At 70.5% G+C, this 23,974-nt stretch carries 25 protein-coding genes; 13 read left to right on the forward strand and 12 right to left on the reverse strand.

The genetic code is table 11. The features are described 5' to 3' along the window. Window positions 1-113: 113 nt before the first annotated feature. Entirely contained in the window at window positions 114-776 is a 663-nt protein-coding gene (locus Vau01_RS14820) for a TetR/AcrR family transcriptional regulator (RefSeq protein ID WP_203992342.1), read from the reverse strand. Between the two features lie 78 nt (window positions 777-854). Between Vau01_RS14820 and Vau01_RS14825 the strand changes: the two genes are divergently transcribed. Then, window positions 855-1,442 carry a DUF4386 family protein gene (locus tag Vau01_RS14825; protein WP_203992346.1) on the forward strand — a complete coding sequence of 196 codons (588 nt, stop codon included), beginning with the start codon at window positions 855-857 and terminating at the stop codon, window positions 1,440-1,442. 181 nt (window positions 1,443-1,623) lie between these two features. Here Vau01_RS14825 and Vau01_RS14830 read toward each other — a convergent pair whose 3' ends face one another. The 3 genes from Vau01_RS14830 to Vau01_RS14840 are packed head-to-tail and all read right to left on the reverse strand — an operon-like array spanning window position 1,624 to window position 5,955. After that, window positions 1,624-2,892, reverse strand: a complete 1,269-nt coding sequence (locus tag Vau01_RS14830; RefSeq protein ID WP_239151587.1) for a metal-dependent hydrolase family protein — start codon at window positions 2,890-2,892, stop codon at window positions 1,624-1,626. Beyond that, complete coding sequence (locus tag Vau01_RS14835; protein WP_203992348.1) at window positions 2,832-3,962, reverse strand: glycoside hydrolase family 53 protein; 1,131 nt, start codon at window positions 3,960-3,962, stop codon at window positions 2,832-2,834. The genes Vau01_RS14830 and Vau01_RS14835 overlap by 61 nt, the downstream gene beginning before the upstream one ends. Before the next feature lie 22 nt (window positions 3,963-3,984). Continuing rightward, complete coding sequence (locus tag Vau01_RS14840; RefSeq protein ID WP_203992351.1) at window positions 3,985-5,955, reverse strand: beta-galactosidase; 1,971 nt, start codon at window positions 5,953-5,955, stop codon at window positions 3,985-3,987. A gap of 165 nt (window positions 5,956-6,120) precedes the next feature. Here Vau01_RS14840 and Vau01_RS14845 point away from each other — a divergent pair, with 165 nt between their 5' ends. Genes Vau01_RS14845 through Vau01_RS14860 form a run of 4 tightly spaced genes read left to right on the forward strand, consistent with a single transcriptional unit; the run spans window position 6,121 to window position 10,219 of the window. Then, window positions 6,121-7,410 carry an ABC transporter substrate-binding protein gene (locus tag Vau01_RS14845; RefSeq protein ID WP_203992354.1) on the forward strand — a complete coding sequence of 430 codons (1,290 nt, stop codon included), beginning with the start codon at window positions 6,121-6,123 and terminating at the stop codon, window positions 7,408-7,410. Window positions 7,411-7,415: 5 nt separating this feature from the next. Continuing rightward, entirely contained in the window at window positions 7,416-8,294 is an 879-nt protein-coding gene (locus Vau01_RS14850) for a carbohydrate ABC transporter permease (protein ID WP_203992356.1), read from the forward strand. Further along, window positions 8,291-9,187, forward strand: coding sequence for a carbohydrate ABC transporter permease (locus Vau01_RS14855; protein ID WP_239151588.1), 897 nt, complete (start codon window positions 8,291-8,293; stop codon window positions 9,185-9,187). The genes Vau01_RS14850 and Vau01_RS14855 overlap by 4 nt, the downstream gene beginning before the upstream one ends. 21 nt (window positions 9,188-9,208) lie before the next feature. Beyond that, complete coding sequence (locus Vau01_RS14860; protein WP_239151590.1) at window positions 9,209-10,219, forward strand: LacI family DNA-binding transcriptional regulator; 1,011 nt, start codon at window positions 9,209-9,211, stop codon at window positions 10,217-10,219. On the opposite strand, the gene Vau01_RS14865 is transcribed toward Vau01_RS14860, so the two are convergent. Then, complete coding sequence (locus Vau01_RS14865) at window positions 10,216-11,142, reverse strand: extracellular catalytic domain type 1 short-chain-length polyhydroxyalkanoate depolymerase (RefSeq protein ID WP_203992362.1); 927 nt, start codon at window positions 11,140-11,142, stop codon at window positions 10,216-10,218. The genes Vau01_RS14860 and Vau01_RS14865 overlap by 4 nt on opposite strands. Window positions 11,143-11,192: 50 nt before the next feature. Then, complete coding sequence (locus Vau01_RS14870; protein ID WP_203992365.1) at window positions 11,193-11,642, reverse strand: GNAT family N-acetyltransferase; 450 nt, start codon at window positions 11,640-11,642, stop codon at window positions 11,193-11,195. A gap of 54 nt (window positions 11,643-11,696) precedes the next feature. Here Vau01_RS14870 and Vau01_RS14875 point away from each other — a divergent pair, with 54 nt between their 5' ends. Next, window positions 11,697-12,299 carry a DinB family protein gene (locus Vau01_RS14875; protein ID WP_203992367.1) on the forward strand — a complete coding sequence of 201 codons (603 nt, stop codon included), beginning with the start codon at window positions 11,697-11,699 and terminating at the stop codon, window positions 12,297-12,299. Here Vau01_RS14875 and Vau01_RS14880 read toward each other — a convergent pair. From Vau01_RS14880 to Vau01_RS14905, 6 genes are all read right to left on the reverse strand, one after another. Beyond that, window positions 12,289-13,254: a hypothetical protein gene (locus Vau01_RS14880; RefSeq protein ID WP_203992369.1), complete on the reverse strand. Its 966-nt coding sequence runs from the start codon at window positions 13,252-13,254 to the stop codon at window positions 12,289-12,291. The genes Vau01_RS14875 and Vau01_RS14880 overlap by 11 nt on opposite strands. Window positions 13,255-13,343: 89 nt before the next feature. Further along, window positions 13,344-13,553: a hypothetical protein gene (locus Vau01_RS14885; protein ID WP_203992371.1), complete on the reverse strand. Its 210-nt coding sequence runs from the start codon at window positions 13,551-13,553 to the stop codon at window positions 13,344-13,346. Between the two features lie 140 nt (window positions 13,554-13,693). Further along, entirely contained in the window at window positions 13,694-14,557 is an 864-nt protein-coding gene (locus tag Vau01_RS14890) for a carbohydrate ABC transporter permease (protein WP_239151591.1), read from the reverse strand. After that, window positions 14,554-15,474, reverse strand: a complete 921-nt coding sequence (locus Vau01_RS14895; protein ID WP_203992373.1) for a carbohydrate ABC transporter permease — start codon at window positions 15,472-15,474, stop codon at window positions 14,554-14,556. The genes Vau01_RS14890 and Vau01_RS14895 overlap by 4 nt, the downstream gene beginning before the upstream one ends. Window positions 15,475-15,477: 3 nt before the next feature. Then, window positions 15,478-16,809: an ABC transporter substrate-binding protein gene (locus tag Vau01_RS14900; protein WP_203992375.1), complete on the reverse strand. Its 1,332-nt coding sequence runs from the start codon at window positions 16,807-16,809 to the stop codon at window positions 15,478-15,480. Between the two features lie 152 nt (window positions 16,810-16,961). Next, the gene (locus Vau01_RS14905; protein WP_203992377.1) at window positions 16,962-17,810 is read right to left on the reverse strand and encodes an ADP-ribosylglycohydrolase family protein; all 849 of its coding nucleotides are present in this window, start codon (window positions 17,808-17,810) and stop codon (window positions 16,962-16,964) included. A gap of 68 nt (window positions 17,811-17,878) precedes the next feature. Between Vau01_RS14905 and Vau01_RS14910 the strand changes: the two genes are divergently transcribed. Genes Vau01_RS14910 through Vau01_RS14940 form a run of 7 tightly spaced genes read left to right on the forward strand, consistent with a single transcriptional unit; the run spans window position 17,879 to window position 23,918 of the window. Next, complete coding sequence (locus Vau01_RS14910; RefSeq protein WP_203992380.1) at window positions 17,879-18,550, forward strand: 4-carboxy-4-hydroxy-2-oxoadipate aldolase/oxaloacetate decarboxylase; 672 nt, start codon at window positions 17,879-17,881, stop codon at window positions 18,548-18,550. Beyond that, window positions 18,547-19,674 (forward strand): 4-oxalomesaconate tautomerase, encoded by a 1,128-nt coding sequence (locus Vau01_RS14915; RefSeq protein WP_203992383.1) that lies wholly within the window; start codon window positions 18,547-18,549, stop codon window positions 19,672-19,674. Before Vau01_RS14910 ends, Vau01_RS14915 begins: the two co-directional genes overlap by 4 nt. Continuing rightward, window positions 19,671-20,537: an NAD(P)-dependent oxidoreductase gene (locus tag Vau01_RS14920; RefSeq protein WP_203992386.1), complete on the forward strand. Its 867-nt coding sequence runs from the start codon at window positions 19,671-19,673 to the stop codon at window positions 20,535-20,537. Before Vau01_RS14915 ends, Vau01_RS14920 begins: the two co-directional genes overlap by 4 nt. Continuing rightward, entirely contained in the window at window positions 20,534-21,538 is a 1,005-nt protein-coding gene (locus Vau01_RS14925) for an amidohydrolase family protein (RefSeq protein ID WP_203992389.1), read from the forward strand. The genes Vau01_RS14920 and Vau01_RS14925 overlap by 4 nt, the downstream gene beginning before the upstream one ends. Continuing rightward, window positions 21,535-22,431, forward strand: a complete 897-nt coding sequence (locus Vau01_RS14930; protein WP_203992392.1) for an amidohydrolase family protein — start codon at window positions 21,535-21,537, stop codon at window positions 22,429-22,431. Before Vau01_RS14925 ends, Vau01_RS14930 begins: the two co-directional genes overlap by 4 nt. Continuing rightward, window positions 22,428-23,003, forward strand: a complete 576-nt coding sequence (locus Vau01_RS14935) for a GNAT family N-acetyltransferase (protein WP_203992393.1) — start codon at window positions 22,428-22,430, stop codon at window positions 23,001-23,003. The genes Vau01_RS14930 and Vau01_RS14935 overlap by 4 nt, the downstream gene beginning before the upstream one ends. Beyond that, complete coding sequence (locus Vau01_RS14940) at window positions 23,004-23,918, forward strand: phosphotransferase (RefSeq protein ID WP_203992396.1); 915 nt, start codon at window positions 23,004-23,006, stop codon at window positions 23,916-23,918. Window positions 23,919-23,974: the final 56 nt, after the last annotated feature.

The following is a 23,974-nucleotide window of genomic DNA, read 5'->3' on the forward strand; positions in this document are numbered from 1 at the left end:
AACGGAAGCGACGACGTCGCCTCCGCCTGCTTGAGGGTCTCCGGCTCGATGATGCTGGCCCAGTTGAAGAGCCGCTCGTTGACGCGATTCACCGCCTCACGGTAGGCGGACGGTCAAGGCGGGGCAACGCGTTTGAGCGCCTGCTCCAGTCCGTCGAGAATCAGGTCGAGACCGAAGTGGAACCCGGCACCGAACGTGTAGCCGGGTTTCATGATGTGCTCCACGGCCATCTCGACGAGGTGCGGGTACTCGTCCGGCCGGAACGATCCCATGATGTCGGCCGTCGCCCCGCCCGGATCGTCGGAGGGCAACGCCGCCTCCTGGATGACGAACCCGTACACGTAGCTGTCGAGCAGCGCGTACGCGTTCGCGGCCAGTGCCACCGGGAACCCCGCCCGCCGCAGCACGGCGAGCGTCGTGTCGTGGTGCCGCAGCGTCGCGGCGCCGGGCGCCGTGCGCGATTCGAGCAACGGGACGGCCCAGGGGTGGCGCCGCAGCACGTCCCGCGCCGACGCCGCCCGGCGCCGCACCTGGTCCCGCCATCCGTCGGCGGGCGCCGGCGGTTCGATCCCGGCCCCGATCTCGCCGAACACCAGGTCGACGATGCCGTCGAGGATCTCCTCCTTGCTCGCCACGTGGTGGTAGACCGCCATCGGCTTGACCCCGAGCCCGTCGGCGAGCGAGCGGATGGTGAGCGCGGCGATGCCGCGGGCGTCGGCGAGCGTGACGGCGCCGCGCAGCACACGGTCGCGGGTCAACGGGTCACGTTTCGGCATGTCGCCGATCACTCTAGCAATCGCCGTACTTAGTACGGTAACCTCCTGCCGTACTAAGTACGGGACGAGGGGGTCGGCATGTCCACGAGAACCATCGGGCGGGTCATCGGCATGTTGTTCCTGAGCGCGTTCGTCCTCTACGGGGGCGGCGCGGCGTTGGCCGGATCGGCGTCCACGGTCGAGGCCGGCGCGGTGCTGATGGTCGCCAACTGCGTCGCGGTGGCCACCATCGGCGTGCTGGCGCTGCGCATGCTCGGCACCGACGCCGTCCCGTATCTGGTCGGCCGCGTCGGTGAGGCGCTGCTGCTCGCCGTCGGGGTCGTGTTCGTGCTGCTGCGGGCACCGGTCACCGACGCCGCGGTCGACTACTCGTACCAGGTGGCGATGCTCTCGCTGGGCATCGGCAGCATCCCCTTCTGCGTGGCGTTACGGCGCGGCGGGTTGGTGCCGTACTGGCTCGCGATGTGGGGACTCGTCGGGTACGCGGTGCTCGCGCTCGGTGCGGTGGCGGAGATTCTGGGATATGCCGTCGGGGTCGCGCTGTCCGTACCCGGCGGCCTTTTCGAGCTGACGTTCGGAGCGCTGCTCCTCGTCCGCGGGCTGCCGCTGCGTCCGGGGCGGGGAAGCCGCCGCCCCGAACCGGCCGGAATCGCCTCGGTTGCCTGAGCGCCCGATCGATGGTTCTGTCCACAACTGCAGGCCGCAGGGTTTGCCTGGCTTTGGCGTGGTAATCCAAGCTGGCGCGAGATCGTGGAGGATGATCAGTGTTGGGGGCCTGATCATCCTCCACGATCCGGCGGCTCGGGGTTGCGGAGGCGCGTTACGGACACGACTTCCGGCCCTCTGCCTAGCGTTCGACGATCGTGCCGGCCTGTACCACCGTGCGGACGTGGGTGTCCGGTGTGGACAGTGGACCGGCGTCGGTCAGCGGATCGCCGTCCACCAGCAGCAGATCCGCGTGCGCGCCCGGCGCGATGACGCCGATCTCGCCGGCCATGCCGAGGAGATCCGCCGCCACCGTGGTCGCCGACCGCAGCACCTCGGCGGGCGGCTGCACCTCGGCCCGGATGCGGAACTCCCGCGACTGGTGCCGCTGCATGCCGCCCAGCAGGTCGGAACCGTAGGCGATGCGCACGCCGGCGCGGAACGCGCGCTCCAGCGCGCCGAGGCCGGCGTCGAGCACCTCGGCGACCTTGCGCCAGCTGTCCTCGGGCAGGCCGAACGTGCGGCCCTCGTCCTGCAGCGCCCAGTACGTCACGAGCGTCGGCACCAGGAAGGCGCCGGACGACAGCAGGAGCGACACGCTGCGGTCGTCGATCAGGTTGCCGTGCTCGATGGTGCGCACCCCGGCCTCCAGCGCGCGGTTCACCGAGCGGGCGGTGTAGGCGTGCGCGGCCACGTACCGGTTCGCGGCGTGCGCCTCGTCGACGATCGCCCGCAGTTCGTCCATCGAGTACTGGGTGGAGTCGATGCGGTCGGTCGGTGACGCCACTCCGCCGCCGGCCATCACCTTGATGTGGTGAGCTCCCTTGCGCAGTTCGTCGCGGGCGGCGACGCGCACCGCGTCGACCCCGTCGACCACGCGGCCCAACCCGAGGTGGTGGCACGGGTCCTCGTACGCCTGCTCGCCGGACGAGCGGCCGTCGCCGTGGCCGCCGGTCTGGCTCAACGCCTTGCCACCGAACACGATCCGCGGCCCGTCGAGCAGACCCTCGGCCTGTGCCCGGGCGAGCCCGAAGTCGGCGCCACCCGTGTCGCGCACGGTGGTGAAGCCGCGGTGCAGCATGTCGCGCATGAGCCGCGCGGCGTGCGCCGTGGTGTAGCTCGCCGGCCACCGGCTCAACGATGCCAGGTCGGCGGTGGCGGCGTTGACGTGCACGTGGCAGTCGATCAGCCCGGGCACGACGCGCAGCCCGCGCGCGTCCAGGACGATCGCGTCGTCGGGAGCGCGCAGTCCACGACCGACCTCGACGACGCGACCGTCGACCGCGAGCACGTCGTGCCCCTCGAGCCAGCCGGCAGCCCCGCCGTCGAGAACGTCGCCGGAGCGGACGATCAGCGGTACGCGTTGTACACCTGCAGCGCCGGGAGCGCCCGGTCGTTGAAGTCGAACCACGCCTGATTCTCCCAGCCGTCGCCCGAGGCCGGGTCCGCCGGGTCCCACCCGGCGCCGGTCACGGCCGTCCAGGTGGGCTCCCAGTAGAAGACGCCGATGCCGCGCCCGTTCGGCACCGCGGCCACGATGTCGCAGATCGTGCGGAACGCCGTCACCTGCCCGGCCGGCGTCGCCGGAATGCCCGCCGTCGCGGCCAACGACGCGGTGAAGATCTGCGGTTCGAAGTCGTCCTCGGCGGTGGTGAACCCGTACGCGGTCTCGGCGACCATGATGTCGCGGCCGTACCGCGCCGAAAGGTCGTTCAGGTTGGCGGCGAGCGAGTCCGCGGTGCCGTGCCAGTACAGGTAGTGCGACACCGCGATCACGTCGAACGGCACCCCGTACGAGACGGCGTTGTCGAACCACCACCGGTGCCCCGCGTTGTTGCCGCCCTCGGCCAGATGCAGCACCACCCGCGTGCGCGGCGACGCCGAACGCGCGGCGGTGCTGCCGGCGGTGAGCAACGCGGCGAGGTTCGGCCAGTTGTCCCAACGGCCGTCCGGCCACAGCATTCCACCGTTGATCTCGTTGCCGATCTGCACGAGGTCAGCCGGCGTGCCCTGCGCCCTGAGCGCGCCGAGCACGTCGGCGGTGTGCCGGTACACGGCGTCGCGCAGTTGCGGGAACGGCAGGTTCGCCCACGCGGCGGGCTTGTTCTGCTTGCCCGGGTCGGCCCACGCGTCGGAGTAGTGGAAGTCGATGAACAGCTTCATGCCGGCGGCCTTCACCCGCCGGGCCATCGTGAGGACGGTCGCCTTGGAGTTGTAGCCGTCGGCCGGGTTCACCCAGACCTTCAGCCGGGCCGCGTTCATGCCGCCGGCGGCGAGCAGCGCGAACGGATCGGCGCGGCGCCCACGCGCGTCGCGGTAGACGGCGCCCTTGTCGAGGTTCTTCTTCAGCGTCGAGATGTCGGCGCCACGCAACGCGAGGCGCCTACCCGACCGGCGAGGACCCGCCTCAGCTGGCGTTCCGAAAGCGGTGACCGCAGTGGCGGCTGCGGCCGTCGAGGCGAGGAGCGTTCGTCTGCGCATCATGGATCCCTTCGACGGAAAGCTAGAGCACGCGCAGTACCCGAACGGCGCCGCCGGGCAGCGGCAGCCCGTCCGGGCAGGGGAGGTCGGTGAACAGTTCGTGGCCGGCCGGCGCGGGCAGGCGCACCGGCTCGGAGCCGTGGTTGATCGCGACGAGGTACGACCCGCGCTCGCCGGTGCGGCGCACCACCTCGACGCCGTCGGGAATGTCGGTGACCGGCGGGATCCCGGCGTCGGCGAGCGCCAGGGTGAGCACGGCGTCGAGGCCGTCCGCGTCGAGCCGGGTGGACACGTACCAGGCGTGCCCGTCGCCGTACGGGTGCCGGGTGACGGCCGGCTGCAGCGCCGCCGGTCCGTCCACATAGGACAGCACTGCCTCGGCACCGTTCAGCCGGAGGTCCTCCGTCCAGATGTCCGATGTGTACTGTCCGACGTGGACGGTCTCGCCGGAACGCAGCGGCAGGAACTCCTCCACCCGCACGCCGAGCACGTCACGCAGCGCGCCGGGATGGCCGCCCGGGTGCACGGTGTCGGTCGCGTCGACGATCCCGGAGAAGTACGAGACGACGAGCGTGCCGCCGCCGGCGACGAAGTCGGCGAGGTTCTTCGCCGCCGCTGTCGTGGTGAGGTACAGGCTCGGCACCACCACGAGGCGGTAGCGGCCGAGGTCGCCCTCCGGGTGCGTGAAGTCGACGGTGTGGTGCGCCCGCCACAGCCGCTCGTAGTACGCCTCGACCCGGTCGCGGTACCGCACGTCGGTCGACGGGCGCGAGTCGAGTTCCAGCGCCCACCACGACTCCCAGTCCCACACCACCGCGACGTCGGCGAGCACCCGGCTGCCGACCAGCTCGTCCAGTGTGGACAGATCGGCGCCGAGAGCCGTCACCTCGCGCCAGATCCGGCTGTCGGTGCCCTGGTGCGGAACCATCGCCGAGTGGAACTTCTCCGCGCCGAACCGCGACGCCCGCCACTGGAAGTACAGCAGCGCGTCGGCACCCCGGGCGAGGTGCGCCAGGCTGTTGCGGGCCAGCTCGCCGGGGCGCTTGGCGATGTTGCGCGGCTGCCAGTTCACCGCGCCCGTCGAGTGCTCCATGAGGATCCACGGCGCACCGCCGGCGACCGCGCGCGTCAGGTCGGCGCACATCGCCAGTTCGATGTGGTTGTCGGGGCGTTCGGCCTGCAGGTAGTGGTCGTTGGCCACCACGTCGACCTCGCGGGCCCACTTCCAGTAGTCGATCGACTTGCAGTTGGCGAGCATGAAGTTCGTGGTGACGGGCGTGTCCGGCGCCCGCCGCCGCAGGATCTCCCGTTCCCGCCGGTAGTTGGCGAGGTGCCGGTCGCTCGCGAAGCGCGCGTAGTCGAGTTCCTGCGCCGGGTTGATCACGGCCGTGCTCGCCCGGGGCGGCGTGATCTCCTCGAAGGAGGTGTACCGCTGGCTCCAGAACGACGTCCCCCAGGCGGTGTTCAACGCGTCGACGTCGCCGTGCCGGGCGCGCAGCCACGTGCGGAACGCCGCGGCGCACCCGTCGCAGTAGCAGGCGTCGACGCCGTTGCCGTACTCGTTGTTGACGTGCCACATGGCCACCGCCGGGTGGCGGCCGTACCGGTCGGCGAGCGCGCCGGTGATCCGGTTGACGGCCGTGGCGTACGCGGGGGAACTCGGGCAGAAGCTCTGCCGGGCCCCGCCGCCGAGCACGGTTCCGGTACGCGTCACCGGACGGGCCTCCGGGTGGCGGTGCAGGAGCCACGGCGGCGGGGCGGCGGTGGGCGTCGCGAGATCGACCCGGACGCCGCCGCCGTGCAACAGGTCGAGGACGCGGTCGAGCCAGTCGAACGTGAACTCGCCCGGCCGGGGTTCGAGGTGGGACCAGGCGAAGACACCCACGGTGACGAGGTTGACCCCGGCCTCGCGCATGAGCGCGACGTCCTCGGCCCACACCGTCTCCGGCCACTGCTCCGGGTTGTAGTCCCCGCCGAAGGCGATCCGCCCCATTGATCACTCCCGCTGTGAGCGTTCCCAGTCCTGCTCCCGATGATGCGGTCACATATCGACGGAGCGCAAGGTATTGACACAACGATCGGCGCATTTTAAGACTGGAAACGTTCACAGTCCGGCCACTCCCGTCTTCCACCGCCACCCACACCACGGAGTGCACCGATGAAGCGATCGCGCCTGCTTGCGTCCGTTTTCTGCCTCTTCTTACTCACCGGAACCGCCGCCTGCGGCGACGACGACGACGGCGCCAAGGGCCCGGTCGAACTCACGTTCTGGTCCTGGGCACCCAACATCGAGAAGGTCGTCGACCAGTGGAACGCCGCCAACCCCGACATCAAGGTGACGTTCAACAAGCAGGCCGGCGGCGACGAGATGCTCACCAAGCTGCTCACGGCCGCGAAGGCGAACGAGGCGCCCGACCTGGCGCAGGCCGAGTACCAGGTGCTGCCGACGCTCGTCAGCAACAACGTGCTCACCGACATCTCGAAGTACGTCGGTGACGCCAAGAGCAAGTTCGCCGACGGCGTCTGGGGCCAGGTGACGCTGGGCGGCAACCTCGTGTACGCCGTCCCGCAGGACTCCGGTCCGATGATGCTCTACTACCGCCACGACCTGTTCGCCAAGTACGGCCTCACCGTGCCGAAGACCTGGGACGAGTTCGCCGCCACCGCCGCCGCGCTGCGCGCGAAGGACCCGTCGAAGTACCTCACCACGTTCTCCGCCAACGACCCGGGCTGGTTCACCGGTCTCACCCAACAGGCCGGCGGCAAGTGGTGGGGCTACAGCGGCGACACGTGGTCGGTCACCGTGAACGACGCCGCCACGAAGAAGGTGGCCGGCTACTGGAGCGACCTGGTGGCCCGCGGCGTGGTCGACAACAAGCCGATGTACACGCCCGAGTGGAACAAGGCGCTCAGCGACGGCACCCTGCTCGCCTGGCCCAGCGCGATCTGGGCGCCCGGCGTGCTCACCGGCAACGCCCCCGGCACCAAGGGACTGTGGACGATGGCCCCGCTGCCGCAGTGGTCGGCCGGCGAGAACCGCACCGGCAACTGGGGCGGGTCGTCCACCGGCGTCACCCGGAGCTCCAAGCACAAGGCGGAGGCGGCGAAGTTCGCCGTCTGGATGAACACCGACCCGGCGGCCACCACCACGCTCGTCAAGGAGAGCGGCATCTACCCGGCGGCGCGCGACGCGCAGAACGGTCCGGCGCTGAAGCAGCCGCCCGCGTTCTTCGCGCAGCAGGAGTCGTTCTACGTCGACGCCAAGGCGATCGCCGAGACCGCGGCGCCGTTCGTGTGGGGTCCGAACGTCAACGTGACGTACTCGACCTACAAGGACGCGTTCGGCAAGGCCGCCGCCGCGAAGTCGCCGTTCGGCCCGGCCGTCGACGCGATGCAGGAGGCGACCGTCGCCGACATGCGCAAGAGCGGCTTCAAGCTGGCCGGCTGATACCCATGAAGAGAACGACGACCACGCCGTACCTGTTCCTGTCCCCCGCGATCGTCCTGTTCACCGCGTTCATCGTCGTGCCGATCGGGTACACCGCCTATTTGAGCTTCCGCCAGGTAAAGGTGGAGGGGCTCGGGTTGGGCGCCGACGCGCGGCACGAGGTCTTCGCGGGGTGGCGGAACTTCCGGGACGCCCTGAGCGATCCCGAGTTCAGCGGGAGCCTGCTGCGGGTGCTCGGGTACGGCGCGGTCGTCGTGCCGGTGATGCTCGGGCTGGCGCTGCTGTTCGCGCTGCTGCTCGACACGCCGTCGGCCCGGATGCGGCGCTTCGCGCGCGTCTCCATCTTCCTGCCGTTCGCGGTGCCGGCGCTGATCGGCGGGATGTTGTGGGGGTTCCTGTATCTCCCGTCGGTCAGCCCGTTCCCGTTGGGCGACCTGGATCTGCTGGGCGGCAACGTCCTGCTGTTCTCGGTCGCCAACGTGGCGGTCTGGGGCGGCACCGGGTTCAACATGATGGTCCTCTACACGGCGCTGCGCGCGGTGCCGCCCGAGATCTACGAGTCCGCGCGGATCGACGGGTGCACGGAACTGCGTCTCGCGCTGCGCATCAAGATTCCGATGCTGACGCCGGCGCTCGTGATGACCGGCTTCTTCTCCATCATCGCGACCATCCAGGTGTTCGCCGAGCCGATGATCCTCAAACCGCTCACCAACTCCATCCCGTCGACGTGGACGCCGCTGATGAAGATCTACCGGGACGCGTTCGTGATCGGCGACCACTACAGCGCCGCCGCCACGTCGCTGGTGCTCGCCCTCGCGACGCTGCTGCTGTCGTTCACGTTCCTGCGGCTGTTCGGCCGGCGGGCGTTCGGGGGTGAGCGGTGACCGCGCTCCTCTCCCGGTCCGACACCGCGTCCACTGTGGACGCGGTGCGCCGGACGTCGGGACCGCGGCGCATCGGACTGGTGCCCACGGCGGTGCTGCTGCTGGGCGCCGTCTACTGTCTGGTGCCGGTCGCCTGGGTGCTCGTCGCCGCGACCAAGAACAAGAACGACCTGTTCGACACGTTCACGTTCGCGCCGGGCTGGTCGCTGTTCGAGAACATCGCCGACCTCTCGGCGTACCGCGACGGCCTGTTCTGGCGCTGGATGGCCAACACCGCGCTGTACGCCGGCGTGGGCGCGGCGGTGTCGGCGTTCGTCTCCGGGCTGAGCGGGTACACGCTGTCGAAGTTCCGGTTCCCCGGCAAGGCGATCGTGTTCAACACGCTGCTGGCCGGCGTGCTGATGCCGGCGATCGTGCTCGCGATCCCGCAGTACCTCCTGCTCGCCAAGCTCGGCCTCGCCGGCACCTACTGGTCGGTGCTGCTGCCCAGCATCATCAGCCCGTACGGCATCTACCTCTCCCGCGTGTACGCCGACGCGGCCGTACCGGACTCGCTCGTCGAGGCCGCCCGCACCGACGGCGCCACGGAGTTCCGGGTCTTCTGGTCGGTCGCGCTGCCCGTCATGCGGCCGGGTCTGGTGACGGTGTTCCTGTTCCAGTTCGTGGCGATCTGGAACAACTTCATGCTGCCGTTCGTGATGCTGAGCGACGACACGAAGTTCCCGCTGACGGTGGGGCTGCACCTGTTGCTGTCGCAGGGCGCCGACCAGCCCGTGCTCTACTCGCAGGTGATCGCCGGCGCGCTGCTGTCGATCGTCCCGTTGGTGGCGCTGTTCCTGGCGTTGCAGCGGTACTGGCGGGTCGACCTGATCTCCGGCTCGGTGAAAAGCTGAGTCCTCATGGAGAATGACGGGGTGCCCAGAGGTATCCGTCCCCGCCCGACCATCGACGACGTGGCGGCGGCCGCGGGCGTGTCCCGCGGCACCGTCTCGCGGGCGCTGAACGGCGGCCACAACGTGAGCGTCTCGGCCGCCGAGGCGGTGCGGCGGGCCGTGGCCAAGACCGGCTACGTCGCCAACCAGCACGCCCGCAGCCTGCGCACGCAGCGCTCGCAGTCGGTGGCGTTCATCCTCACCGAGCCGCAGGAACGGCTGTTCGAAGACCCGAACTTCAACGTACTGCTGCACTTCTGCGCGCGGGCGCTGGCGAAGCACGACATCACGTTGCTGCTGGCGCTCGCCGGCACCGACGACGACCGCAAGCGCGTCGGCCGCTACCTGTCCGCCGGGCACGTCGACGGCGCGCTGCTGGTGTCGACCCACTCGGGCAACCCGCTGCTGGCCGAGCTGCGGGCGCGCGGGCTGCCGCTGGTCGCCTGCGGGCGTCCGCTCGGATTCGAACGCGACATCGCGTATGTCGCGGCCGACGACCGCGACGGCGCCCGGCAGATGGTCGGATACCTGCGATCGATCGGACGCCGGCGGATCGGCATCATCACCGGCCCGCTCGACACGTCCGGCGGCGTCGACCGGCTGGCCGGCTACCGCGACGTCCTCGGCTCCTCCTTCGACGAGACGCTCGTCGCACAGGGCGACTACACGCGGGCGGCCGGCGCCGACGCCATGACCGCGCTGCTGGCACAGGCCCCCGACGTCGACGCCGTGTTCGCCGCGTCCGACCTGATGGCCGCCGGTGCGTTGTCGGCGCTGCGGCAGGCCGGCCGCCGGGTCCCCGACGACGTCGCCCTCGGCGGCTTCGACGACTCGGGAATCGCGGTCACGTCACAGCCGTCGATCACGACGATCCGCCATCCGCTGGAGCGCATCAGCGCCGAGATGGTGCGCCTGCTGCTCGCCCAGATCGACGGTGAGGCTCCGGCCGCGGTGATCCTGCCGACCGAACTCGTGGTGCGCGAGTCCGCTTAGAGCTGTGCCTTGAAGAAGTCCCAGACGACGCGGCTCGCGTCGGGGCGCGGCGGGGTCGGCTCGACGGCGTTGGGGCGGGCCTTCGCGCCGCCCGGCCAGCCGTGGCCGCCACCCTCGATCGTGTAGAGGATCACGGCCTTCTCGCACGTGTACGCGGTCCGCGTCACCTCCTGGTCCTTCGTCTCCACCGGCGGCCCCGCGCAGGCGTTGTGCGCCGTCCAGAAGTCGACCGCGTACCGCACCGACCGGTTGGTCCAGGTGCCGGCGGTGGGGAACTCGTCGCTGCTCGGTCCGCCGTCGTAGGGGACGGCCGTGTCGGCGGTGCCGTGCATGATGAGCACCGGGAGCTTCCGCTCGGGCCGGCACGTGTCGAGGTTCATCGCACCGGAGACCACCGCGATCGCCGCGATCCGGTCGGCGAGTTCGCAGCCGAGGCGGTACGTCATCATGGCGCCGTTGGAGAATCCGGTGACGAACACCGCGCCCGTACCGAGGCGCGCCGTCACGTCGTCGATGAGCGCGCCCACGAACGCGACGTCGTCGATGTTCCGGTCCTTCGCGTAGGCGCAGCAGTCGCCGGCATTCCAGGTGAGAAGCTTGTCCCCGAGGCGGCCGCTCCCGTCCGGGTAGACGACCACGAAGCCGCCCTCGTCGGCGACGCGGTCCAGGTGCGAGACCCGCTCGAACAGTTCGCCGGTCCCGCCCCCGCCGTGCAGGAAGACGACCACCGGTCTGCCCGCGGTATCACCGGCCGGCGTGTAGGCCCGGTAGTGCCGGTCCCGCCCGTCGACGGTCACCGTGTACTCCGCGACCCTGCCCGCGGCTCCGTTCGACGGCGTCGGGTCCGGCGCGCGGTCGCGCCCGCACGCACCGACGGCCAGCACCAGCACGCCCACGAGACCCAGTGCGACTCCCCTACGCATCGCCGCACTCAACACCCGAACCTTGTCGAAATCGTGTGAGGACAATCCGCTCAGAGGGCCCGGTCGAAGACCATCATGTCCTTGCCGGGCCCGTCGTACCCCACGACCGGCCCCGTCACCGAGAACCCCATGCTCCGGTGAAAGGCGATCGAACCGGCGTTCACCGGTGCGGTGATCGCACCGACCCCGCTGGACCCGGCCGCGCGGGCCAGCGCGAAGAACTCCTCGTAGAGGCGGCGGCCGAGCCCGCGGCCACGAGCGGCGGGCGTGACGCCGACGAAGTGGATGTAGGCGCGGCCGGGTTGCGACGGCGAGAGCATGCCGATGAGGAAGCCGGCGAGCGCGCCGTCGTCGTCGCGCGCCACCAGGCTGGTGCGGTGGAAATGGTCGAGGAAGAGGCGGGGCAACAGGCCGGCGACCGCGCGTCCCCACCAGTCGTCGACGACGGCGACGATCTCGTCGTAGTCCGCGGCCCGGGCGGGGCTCAACTCCGCTTCCATGATGTGAATCATCGCTGTTGATGCCACCAGCCGCGTGTGGCAGGGTCCTCTCCCATGGCAGACGACTTCATGAAGACGTATCTGCACGACTACCTGAAGGATGTACGCCAGGCCGTGCTCGCCAAGGTCGACGGGCTCTCCGAATACGACGCCCGCCGCCCGCTGACGATGACCGGAACCAACCTGCTGGGCCTGATCAAGCACCTGGCGATCTGGGAAGCCAGGTACTTCGGCGCGGTCTTCGACCGTCCCTTCCCCGAGCCGCTGCCCCGCTGGGACGTCGAATCCGAGCGCCTGGCCACCATGTGGGCGACCGAGCACGAGTCCCGCGCGGACGTCATCGACCGGTACCGGCGGGTGCGGGAGCACAGCGACGCGACGATCGACGCCCTTGCCCTCGATGCTCCCGGCCACGTGGAGTGGTGGCCGGATCCCGAGGTGAAGCTGTTCGACGTCCTGGTCCACATGCTCGCCGAGACCAGCCGGCACGCCGGCCACGCGGACATCCTCCGCGAGGAGGTCGACGGAGCCGTGGGGGCGGACGCGGAGAGCATGGCCCGGAAGCGGCACGACGCGGACTTCTGGGCGGCACGACGCGCGACGATCGAGCAGGTCGCCCGGGCAGCCGATTCCGCCGGGAACGGCGTCAATAGATGACGCGATCCCGTCCGTTGTAGTACGCGAGCCGGAGCGTCACCGTCCCGGTCGACTCGTCGGACCGTAGTTCCAGGCACAGTTCGTAGGGGTTGAGCCAGCCGGTCCGCCGGCAGGGAAATCCGGCGGTGGACGCGTCGTACCCGGTGGCCGGCCAGCCCTTGGCGCGCCGCAGATGGTCACCGAGCCGCCGGGCCAGCTCCCGCACGTCCGCCGCGTCGGTGGCGGCAACCGTGAACTGGCGGAAACAGGTGCGGGGGCCGAAGCCGAAGTTCTCGGGCAGGGCGCACCGCGCCTCCTCCTGGACGACCGTGGTGGCCGGTGGCAGCGGCAGGATCGCGTCGCGCGGCGGCAGCCGTTCGTCGCCGACGACCGGTACCGCCACGGCGGCGGCCACGCCGATCGTCCACACGAGCGCGCCCGCCACCCGGCGCGTGGTCGGCAGTTCCCGCGGCCGGCGCCACGACTCGACCGCGGTGGCGGACCCGACGACGACGCCCGTCCCCACCAGGTACCAGCGCAGCCCGTCGTCGATGGTGGGCGGGGTGCCGTAACTCCCGGACATCACCGTCCACAACGACCACCCGGCGACACACGCGGCGACCACGACGGCCACGCGCCAGGCAAACGGCCTGGACCGGCCCAGCAGGGCCCAGGCGACCGGGAACACCAGGACCACGGGGACGATCACGGCGACCTCGGCCGGCTCCAGCAGCTCGTCCGCGACGGGATCGCCCGGCTGGACGATCGGCCACACCGGCGCCGTGGCGGCGAGCGCGCCGACCACGAACAACAGCCGTGACCGCCAGCGCCACGGTCCCGGCGGCCGGACCACGGCCGCGCGGAAACGACCGCGCCGGCCGCTGATCCATCCGCCCGGATGCGGGAAGCGACGGCCCGTGACGTATCCGAGCAGCGCCACCACGAGCAACACCAGCACGCCCAGCAATGTGTCCACGTGCCTTCGACGCCGGCCGGCGCGGGACGGTTGCCGGTCACGCGAGTTTCATCCGCCCCGCCCGTCACAGGGAGTGGGACTCACTGTCATCACCGGTCGCTGGCGGCACCCCGGATGATCGACACCACCGGTATGCCACGGTCCGCCGCCGGGACGATCACCGGCGACCGCGGGCATCCCGGCGGCAACAGCTCGGCCGGCGACCACCGCGACGCCGTCGGGGCCTCCGGCGCCCCCTCGGCGGTCAGCACGTCGGCGCGCCGACGGGGATCGGCGTGCGGGACGGTGTACCTGGTCATGGGGGGTCCTCCAGGCGGTCGACACGGTCGGCGGGCGGCGCGTACACCTGACCCGTCGACCGCCGGAGGCGGTGGTTGACACGTCGGTCGATCGCCCTTTGGTTGTTTCCGCGGAGCGGTAACGGTGCCGGTCGATGTTCCTAGCCCTTGGTGGAACCCAGGGTCAGGCCGGCCACGAACTGGCGTTGCAGGATCAGGAACACCAGCAGCGTCGGCAGCGCCACGATGATGGACCCGGCCGACAGCAGGTTGTAGTCCGTGAAGAACTGGCCCCGCAGGTTGTTCAGCGAACTGGTGATCGGGAACTTGTCGCCGTCGCTCAGCAGGGCGGTGGCCCAGAAGAACTCGTTGTAGATCCAGGTGACCTGCAACGTGCCCAGCGCGGCGAGTGCCGGCCGGATCAGCGGCAGCGTCAGCTGGAAGAACTGGCGGGCGACGCTCGCACCGTCGACGGCCGCCGACTCGTAGAGCTCGTGCGGAATCGTCTTCATGTAGTTGCTCAGCACCAGCGCGCAGAAACCGATCTGGAACGCGGTGTTCACCAGGATCAGCCCGAGGTAGCTGTTCAGCAGCTCCCCGTCGGAGTTCAGCCATTCCGGCAGCGGAATCTCGTTGAACGCCTTGTACACCGGGATCAGCAGCGCCTGCGGCGGCAGCAGGTTCGCCGCCACGAACACGCCGAGCAGCGGGATGTTCAGTTTGAAGCTGAACCGCGCCAGCACGAACGCCACGCACGCCGACAGGAACAGCGTCAGCAGCACGGCGGGAACCGTGATGTAGACGGAGTTGAGGAACTTCTCGCCGAACTCGGCCCGCTCCCACGCGTCGGAGTAGTTGTCGAGCGAGAACCCGCCGAACGAGAAGTAGCCGTGCTCGGCGGTGTACTCGTAGTCGCGGAACGAGTTGAACGCGCCCCACAGCAACGGCATCAGCCACAGGATCGCCATCGACGCGAGAAAGACGTGCAGCACGATCCGCTGCGGCCGGGTGGGTTTCCGGTTCACCCGCGGTCCCCTTTCATGGTTGCCCGCAGGTGGATCACCACGTACGCCGACGAGATGACGAGCATGATCGTCGCCAGCGCCGACCCGAACCCGACGCGGCTGGCCTCACCGACGATGTTCTGCACGACGAGCGCCGCGATGACCTCCAACCCGTTGCGCCCCTTGTTGACGATCCACACGATGTCGAACGCCCGCAGCGACTCGATGATCGTGATCACCAGCACGATCAGGTTGATCGGGCGCAGCACCGGGAAGATGACCGAGAAGAACGCGCGTCCCTCGCTGGCACCGTCCACTGTGGCCGCTTCCCGCAGCACGGGGTCGACGGCCTTCAGCCCGGCCAGGTAGATCAGCATGATGTAGCCGGTGTGCTTCCACGAGGTGGCGACCAGCACCGCCCACAGGTTCACGTCCGGGTCGCCGTACCAGTCGATCTCGGTACCCAGCACGGCGTTCAGCAGGCCCTGGTCGCGCGAGTAGATGAGCTGCCAGATGAAGCCGGTCAGCGCCAGCGACAGGATGACCGGCAGGTAGAACGCCGTCTGGTAGAACCGCGAGAAGCGCATCTGCCGGTCGACGAGCACGGCCAGGAACATGCCCAGCGGCGTCGGGAACAGGAACAGGAACCCGACCCAGATCAGGTTGTGCCACATCGCCGGCCAGAACGGCGGGTAGTTGGTGGCGATGTTCTTGTAGTTCTCGACGCCGATCCAGTCGATCTCGTCGAGGCCGCCGAACCCCTCCCAGCGGGAGAACGACAGGATCACCGACGCGAGCGCCGGCAGCCACACCAGCAAAACGACGAACGTCAACGGGACGCCGACCATGAACGAGACGACGACGCGGTCGCCCCCGGTCAGCTTGCGAAGCCGGCGCCGGTTCTTACCCGGCGCCGGTTCGGGGAGGATCTCAGCCATGGTCTAGTCGACGAAGATCGTCTTCTTCTGGCTCTCGATGCTCTTCAGGATCGAGTCGGCGTTGCCGGGCGACTTGATGAACTCCTGGAGCGCCGGGATCATCACGGTCGACGCGAAGTCGGGCCGGGTGTCGCGGTCGAGGAACTGGGCGATGTTCTTGGCCTGGCTCACCAGCTCGGCCGACTTCTTCTGCAGCGTCGTGTACTTCGCCGTGTCGGCCTTCGAGTTCGACGCGATGAACGGCTCGCCGAGGTTGCTGGCCTGCTGGGACGCGTCGGTGCTCGCCAGGTACTTCAGGAACTTCTTGGCGCCGGCCTTGTTCTTCGGCTTGGCGGCCATGCAGAAGCCGTCGATCGGCGCGTCGATCGCGCTGGCGCCGATCTTCGAGTCGATCTCCGGGAAGTTGAACAGGTCGATGTCCTCGCGGTCGGCCTGCGGGATCTGGTCGATGATGAACGTGCCGAACATGTACATGCCGCTCTTCTTCTGGTGCAGGCCCTGCGCGGCCTCCTGCCAGGTGCGGCCCAGCGAGTCGGGCTGGTGGTACTCCAGCAGCGTCTTCCAGGTCTGGAAGACCTTCTTGACCTCCGCGCCCTCCCACGACTTCTTGCCGGCCATCAGGTCGATGTGGAACTGGTAGCCGTTGATGCGCATGTTGAGGATGTCGAACGTGCCCATCGCGGGCCAGCCGTCCTTGTCGGCGAACGCGAACGGCGTCAGGCCGTCCTTCTTCATCTTGTCGGCGAGGGCGTACAGCTCGTCGAGCGTCTTCGGGATGGCGTAGTTGCGCTCGGCGAACAGGCTCTTGCGGTAGAAGACCGCCCACGGGTAGTACGACTGCGGCACGAAGTACTGCTTGCCGTCCTCGCCGGTCGACGCGGTCTTGAACGCGTCGGAGACGCCTTCCAGCGGCCAGACGTCGCTGACGTCGCCGATGAGCTTGCGGCGAGCGAAGAACTGCATGCGGTACCCGGCGAACCAGCTGAACACGTCGTCCGGGTTGCCCTGCAGGTAGTTGTTGATGTTCTCCTGGAACGAGTTGTGGTCGATCTCGTTCAGCTTGACCGTGATCCCGGAGTTCTTGCTCTGGAAGTCGTCGACGGCGGCCTTGCGCTGCTTGGCGAACGTCGACCCGACCTCGTTGGACCCGAACGTGACCTCACCGGCGCCCGAGCCCTCGTCGGCGCCGCCGTCGTCGTCGTCACCGCAGGCGGCCAACGTCGGAACCGCGGCGAGGGCGCCCATCGCGCCGGCACCACGCAGCAGGGCCCGGCGGCCCAGCGGAAAGCCGACCTCGGACGGCGACGGGGACCGGTGACGGAGCCAGCGTGACATCCGAACCTCCAGCGGAGCGGGCGGCGGGGACGCCGCTAGAACGTTAAAAAGTTGGGGCAGCAGACAAATTGGAGTCGTAGAGGAACATCAAAAGCAATCGTCTCTGCTTGTTTCGCAATCGTTTCGCAATCTTGACGACCGCGAGGTGACGCTCAGAGAGCGCGCAGACGCGCGTCGAGCGCCTCGAGGTATCCGCGCCCGTAGGTGCCCGTCTCCAGGCCGGCGAGCAGGTGGTCGGGGAGGTCCTGCGGCAGGTCGGCCGCGCACGACCCGGCGGCCAGCGCGATCGTGGCGACGGTGTCGACGTCACCGGTGAAGTCGACGCAGCGCCGCAGCACGTCGCTCATGCTGCTGCCGGCGGTCACGGCCGTCACCGCCGCCCGCACGCTCATCCAGCCCGGCGCGCCGACGGCGCCGGTCCACGGCGTCGCCCAATTCCGGGCAGATCCGGCATCCGGCACGTGCTCGGTCAGGAACCGGCCGAGGTCGGCGCGCGGGCCCAGGTCGTAGCGGAAGTAGTGCGGCATCAGCGCGGCGGCGCAGGCGGCGGCGATGCCGGCGGGCGTGTCGTGGGTGATCGCCGCCTGCACGCGCGTACGGGCGAGCACCTCGTCGAGATCGGGGAGGACGCCCACCGGGCAGGCGCGCATCGCCGCCCCGCTCTTGTCGCTGTGCGGGCGGATGCGGGCCAGGAACTCGTCACCGTCGGCGACGCTCTCCAGGAAGCGCTGGAAGCCGCCGGCGTAGCCGGACCGCGGATCGCGCCGGAACACCTCGACGAACTTCGCGGCGAGGACGCGCGGGGTCCAGTCCAGCCCGTCGACGAGCGCCTCGGCGATCGCGAGGCTCATCTGGGTGTCGTCGGTGTAGTGACCGGCGGGAATCTCGTGCGTCGGGTGCTCGATGTACCCGGACAGGTCGTTGTGCGCCCGCACGACCTGCTCGGGCGCGTACTCGAAGCCGGCACCGTACGCGTCACCGATCGCCAGTTCCACCAGCACGGGAGTGACGGTACCCGATCTTGCACCGGGTGTGCGTCATCTAAGATCCTCTGAGCTGGAGGTGTTCCATGCCTGTCGTCGTCCGCAACACGCCCCGCACCGATCTCTCCGTCGTCGACGCGCTGGGCGCTCTCGGCACCGCGACCGTCCACGAGGCGCAGGGCCGCACCGGCCTGCTGCACCACCGGTTGCGCCCGATCTACCGGCCGGCCGCCGTCGCCGGCAACGCGCTGACGTGCACCGTCGCGCCCGGCGACAACTGGACGATCCACGTGGCGGTCGAACAGGCGCGGCCCGGCGACGTCCTGGTGGTGACGCCGACCAGCCCGTGCGACGACGGTTACCTCGGCGACCTGCTCGCGCTCAGCCTGCGCACGCACGGCGTCCGCGGGCTGGTGATCGACGCCGGCGTGCGCGACGTCGCCGCGCTCACCGAGATGCGCTTCCCGGTGTGGGCGAAGGCGATCTGCGCGCAGGGCACGGTCAAGGAGACGCCCGGCGACGTGGGGACGCCGATCGTGTGCGCGGGCGTGCCGATCCGGCCCGGCGACGTGATCGTGGCCGACGACGACGGCGTGGTCGCGGTCCCCTGCGCCGACGCGGAGACCGTCCTCGACGCCGGCCGCCGGCGCGAGGAGAAGGAGGCGTCGACGCGGGCCCGGCTCGCGGCCGGCGAACTCGGCCTCGACATCTACGGGATGCGCGAAAGGCTTGCCGCGAAAGGGTTGCGGTACATATGACCGGTGTTCCGTGTGACGTCATGCGGGGTGGCACGTCGAAGGGGCTGGTGTTTCGCGAACGCGACCTGCCCGCCGACCGGGCCACCCGCGACGCGGTGCTCCTCGCGGCGATGGGCTCGCCCGACCCGCGCGAGATCGACGGCCTGGGCGGCGCGCACCCGCTCACGTCGAAGGTCGCGGTGGTCTCGCCGTCCGACCGGCCCGACGCCGACGTGGAGTACCTGTTCCTCCAGGTGTGGCCGGACCGGCCGGAGGTCTCCGACAACCAGAACTGCGGCAACATGCTCGCCGCGGTCGGGCCGTTCGCGATCGAGCACGGCATGGTCGAGGCCGGCGACGGCGTCACGCCGGTGCGCATCTGGATGCGCAACACGTCGACGCTCGCCACCGCCGTCGTCTCGACGCCCGGCGGTTCGGTCTCCTACGAGGGCACCGCGCGCATCGACGGGGTGCCCGGCAGCCACGCGCCGATCCCGGTGGAGTTCGCCGACATCGCCGGATCGTCGTGCGGCGCGCTGCTGCCGACCGGCAACGTCGTCGACGTCGTCGAGGGCGTGCGGGTCACCTGTGTCGACAACGGGATGCCGGTGGTGTGCCTCGCGGCCGCGGACGTCGGGCTCACGGGTGCCGAGTCGCCGGCCCAGATCGAGGCGCGCGCCGACGTGCTGGCGCGCGTCGAGGCGATCCGGCTCGCGGCCGGCCCGCTGATGAACCTCGGCGACGTGACCGACCGGACCGTGCCGAAGATGAGCCTGCTGTCGCCGCCGGTCGCCGGTGGCGCTATCGGCACGCGCACGCTGATCCCGCACCGGGTGCACGAGGCGATCGGCGTGCTCGGCGCCGTGTCTGTCGCGACCGCGTGCCTGCTGCCGGGATCGGTCGCGGCCGACATCGCAACCGGCATCGCCGCCGGCATCGCGGCTGGCGTCGCGGCTGGCGTCGCGGCACAAGGCGGCGGCGTGGACGTCGAGGTCGAGCATCCGACCGGGTTCTTCACCGTGACGCTCGACGTGACCGCCGGAACCGACGGGCCGACCGTGCGGCGGGCGGCGTTGCTGCGCACGGCGCGGCTCCTGATGCGCGGCGAGGTCATGGTTCCGTCGTCGGTGTGGGAGGGGCCGTGAGTCGCGTCACGCTCGTCGGGCTCGGCGAGGTCGGCCGAACCTTCGCCGAGGACCTACACGGATGTGAACTGTCCACATGGGACACCGCGTTCGACCGGCCCGACAGCGCGGCGTCCCGGAACGCCGCCGAGCTCGGGATCACCGTCGCCGCCTCCGCGCCGGACGCTGTCGGCGGCGCCGACCTCGTCATCAGCGCGGTCACCGCGGCCAACTGCGTCGACGCCGCGGTCGCGGTGGCGGCCGGGATCCGCGGCGGTGCCTGGTACTTCGATCTGAACTCCAGTTCGCCCGGTCACAAGACCGAGGCGGCACGGGTCATCGACGGTGCGGGTGGCCGCTACGTGGAAGCGGCACTGATGTCGCCGATCGGGCCGCGCCGATTGGCGTCACCATTTCTCCTCGGTGGCCCGCATGCCGCCGACTTCGCCGCGGTGGCGGAAGCGTGGGGGCTCTCGGGGGTGAGCGTCGCGTCCGACACCGTCGGCCGCGCGGCCGCGACCAAGCTGTGCCGGTCGGTGCTCACCAAGGGTCTGGAGGCGTTGTTCACCGAGTCGCTGCTCGCCGCCCGGAGCTACGGCGTCGAGCGCGAGGTGCTCGCGTCGCTGTCGGACCTGTTGCCACCGGCCGACTGGGAGGCGATCGCCGGGTACTTCGTGTCGCGCTCGCTGCAGCACGGCCGGCGCCGCGCCGAGGAGATGACCGAGGCCGCGGCGACCGTCGCGGAGGCCGGCGTGGAACCGTTGATGTCGACCGCGACCGCCGCGCGCCAGGCGTGGGCCGCCCGCTTCCCGGATGCGGCCGACGCGAACGCGACGTTCGCGATGATCGACGCCGTGCGGGCGGCGATGGAGGAGCCCGAATGATCATCGACTGCCACGGCCACTACACGACGGCGCCCGCCGCGCACACCGAATGGCGGGCGCGCCTGCTGAACAGCTCCGAGCCGCCGGACTACCCGCACATCCCCGACGACGAGATCCGCGAGTCCATCGAGACGAACCAGTTGCGGCTGCTCACCGAGCGCGGCGCCGACATGACCATTTTCTCGCCGCGGGCGTCGGCGATGGCCCACCACGAGGGCGACCTCGCCACCGGCATCGCGTGGGCCCGGGCGTGCAACGACCTGATCGCCCGCGTGGTGCACCTGTTCCCCGACACGTTCGTCGGGGTCTGCCAACTGCCGCAGGTCGCCGGCGCGCCGCTCGACGCCGCGATCGCCGAGCTCGAACGATGTGTGTCGATGGGGTTCGTGGGTCTCAACCTGAACCCCGACCCCAGCGGCGGCCGGTGGACCTCTCCCCCGCTGACCGACCGCTACTGGTACCCCATGTACGAGGCGATGGTGACGCACGACGTGCCGGCGATGGTGCACGTCTCGGCGAGCTGCAACCCGGTGTTCCACGCCACCGGCGCGCACTACATCAACGCCGACACCACCGCGTTCATGCAACTGATCCAGGGCGACCTGTTCGCCGACTTCCCCGGCCTGCGGCTGGTGATCCCGCACGGCGGCGGTGCCGTTCCGTACCACTGGGGGCGGTACCGCGGCCTCGCCGACATGCTGCGCAAGCCACCGCTCGACACGCACGTGATGCGCAACGTCTTCTTCGACACCTGCGTCTACCACCAGCCCGGGATCGACCTGCTGGCCACGGTGATCGACGTCGACAACATCCTGTTCGGGTCGGAGATGGTCGGCGCGGTGCGCGGCGTCGACCCGACGACGGGTCACCATTTCGACGACACCAAACGCTACGTCGACGCGCTCGCCCTGGCCGACGCCGACCGCGCGAAAGTGTTCAGCGGCAACGCCCGGCGCGTCTATCCCCGACTCGACGCCCACCTAAAAGCGAGGGGACGATGACCTTCACGCCCGACGCCGGGTGGCTGCCCTACCACCCGTCCCCGTCGAAGCCGGCGTACACGCCGCCGCCCGGCGCGGTCGACGCGCACTGCCACGTGTTCGGACCCGGCGACGCGTTCCCGTACGCGCCCGAGCGCAAGTACACGCCCACCGACGCCGGCAAGAGCGACCTGTTCGCACTGCGCGACTTCCTCGGCTTCGACCGCCAGGTCATCGTGCAGGCGACGTGCCACGGCGCCGACAACGCGGCCCTGGTCGACGCGCTACGGGCGGCGGGCGACCGGGCCCGCGGGGTGGCGACGATCCGGCCCGGCGTCTCCCGCGCGGAACTGGCCGACCTGCACGACGCGGGCGTGCGCGGCATCCGGTTCAACTTCGTGCGTCGACTGGTGGACCCGAAGCCCGCCGCGTACTACCGCGAACTCGTCGACCGCGTCGCGGAGTTCGGCTGGCACGTCGTCATCTACTTCGAGGCCGCCGACCTCGCGCCGAACCGGGACCTGTTCACGTCGTTCCCATGCCCGGTGGTGGTCGACCACATGGGCCGCCCCGACGTCACCAAACCGGCCGAGTTCGACCTCTTCCTCCGATTCATGGCCGAACACGACAACGTCTGGAGCAAGGTGGGCTGCCCGGAACGGCTGACCGTCAGCGGGCCGCCGGAGTACGCCGACGTGCTGCCGTTCGCCCGCACGGTGGTGGAACGGTTCCCCGACCGGGTGCTGTGGGGCACCGACTGGCCGCACCCCAACATGAAGAGCCACATGCCCGACGACGGGCTGCTGCTCGACCTGGTGCCCCGCATCGCGCCGTCGGAGGAGTCGCGCCACAAGCTCCTCGTCGACAACCCCACCCGCCTGTACTGGGGTCACGTGGATAGGGTCGGGAGGTGACCGACACGATCAGCCTGGCCGGGCCGGCCGACCGCAAGCGGGTGCTGGACTCGCTCGTGGCGGCCTTCGCGGCCGATCCCGTTCTGCGCCACCTCTTCCCCGACGACGACACCTACCCGCGGTACGCCACCGCGTTCTTCGGGCGCCTCTTCGACAAGCGCGTCGCCGCGCGCACCGTCTGGACCATCGGTCCGGGTCTGTCGGTCGCGATGTGGGACACACCGGCGAACGGCGCGGCGGAACCGCCCGGCGGCGACCCGCTCGACGACCTGCCCGCCGACGCGCGCGCCCGGATCGACGCCTACGACCACACCGTCCACAATGGACTCCCCGACCACCCGTTCTGGTACCTCGGCGTGCTCGGCACCCACCCCGACCACAAGGGCCGTCGCTGGGGCCGCGCCCTGATCGCCGACGGCCTGCGCCGCGCCGCCGACGACGGCCTGCCCGCCGTGCTGGAAACGAGCAACCCGGGCAACGTCGACATCTACCGCCGCGCCGGTTTCGAGGTCGTGGGCGAACTCACGGCCGGCCCGCTCCAGGTCTGGGTGATGGAACGGCCGCCCGCCTAGATGGCAAGACCCTTATGGGACGCGTTGAGGCCCGCCCTCCGCACGGAAATCGAGCGACTGGCCGGTGGTCGGGTCGTCGACGCCCGATCCTGCGCGGGCGGGTTCTCGCCGGGGTTCGCGTCCCGCCTCACGCTCGCCGACGGCGGGCGGGTCTTCGTCAAGGCGATCGACGCCCGGCGGTGGCCGCACGAGGTCGCCGCGTACCGGGCCGAGGCACGCGTCAACGCGGCTCTGCCGAATGGTGCGCCCGCGCCCCGGTTCCGCGGCGCGCTCGACGACGAGCGGTGGATCGTGCTCGCGTTCGAGGACGTCGACGGCGTCACCCCGGAGCCGTGGACGCCCGACGCGCTCGGCCGTGTGCTCGCCGCCACCGCCGACCTCGGCCGGCCCGCGGTGCCGCTCGACCGCGACCATCCCCGGCTCGGCGGCTGGGCCACGCTGACGGCCGACCGCCTCGCGCCGCACGACCCGTGGGCGGCGGCGAACCTGAAGCGGCTCACCGACCTCGAACGCGCCGGCCTCGACACGGCCTGCGGCGACTCGCTCGTCCACGGCGACCTGTATCCGCACAACATCCTGCTGACGCCCGACCGGGTGGTCGTCGTCGACTGGCCGCACGCCCGGCTCGGTGCGCCCGTCGTCGACCTGGTGACCGTCCTGTCGAGCGCCGCCGCCGACGGCCTCGACCCCGAAGCGGCGCTGCGCCGCCGCGCCGATTCGGGAGCCGCCGGCGTCCCGCCGGGTGACGTCGACGCGGTGCTCGCCGCGCACGCCGGCTTCCTCGTCTCCGGCGGGCTGGCGACGATGCCGCCCGGCCTGGAACCCATCGCGGCCGCCAAGCGCCGCCTGGGCGCGGCCGCCGCCCGCTGGCTCCGCCACCGCATCGATGACGGCAAGAGTCCGATCACGGACTGAATCGACCTCCGCTCCGCCCGATCGGGCAGGGTACGACCGGACGAGCGCGTCGGACC

This window comes from Virgisporangium aurantiacum (assembly GCF_016863635.1).
GTDB classification, from domain to species: domain Bacteria; phylum Actinomycetota; class Actinomycetes; order Mycobacteriales; family Micromonosporaceae; genus Virgisporangium; species Virgisporangium aurantiacum.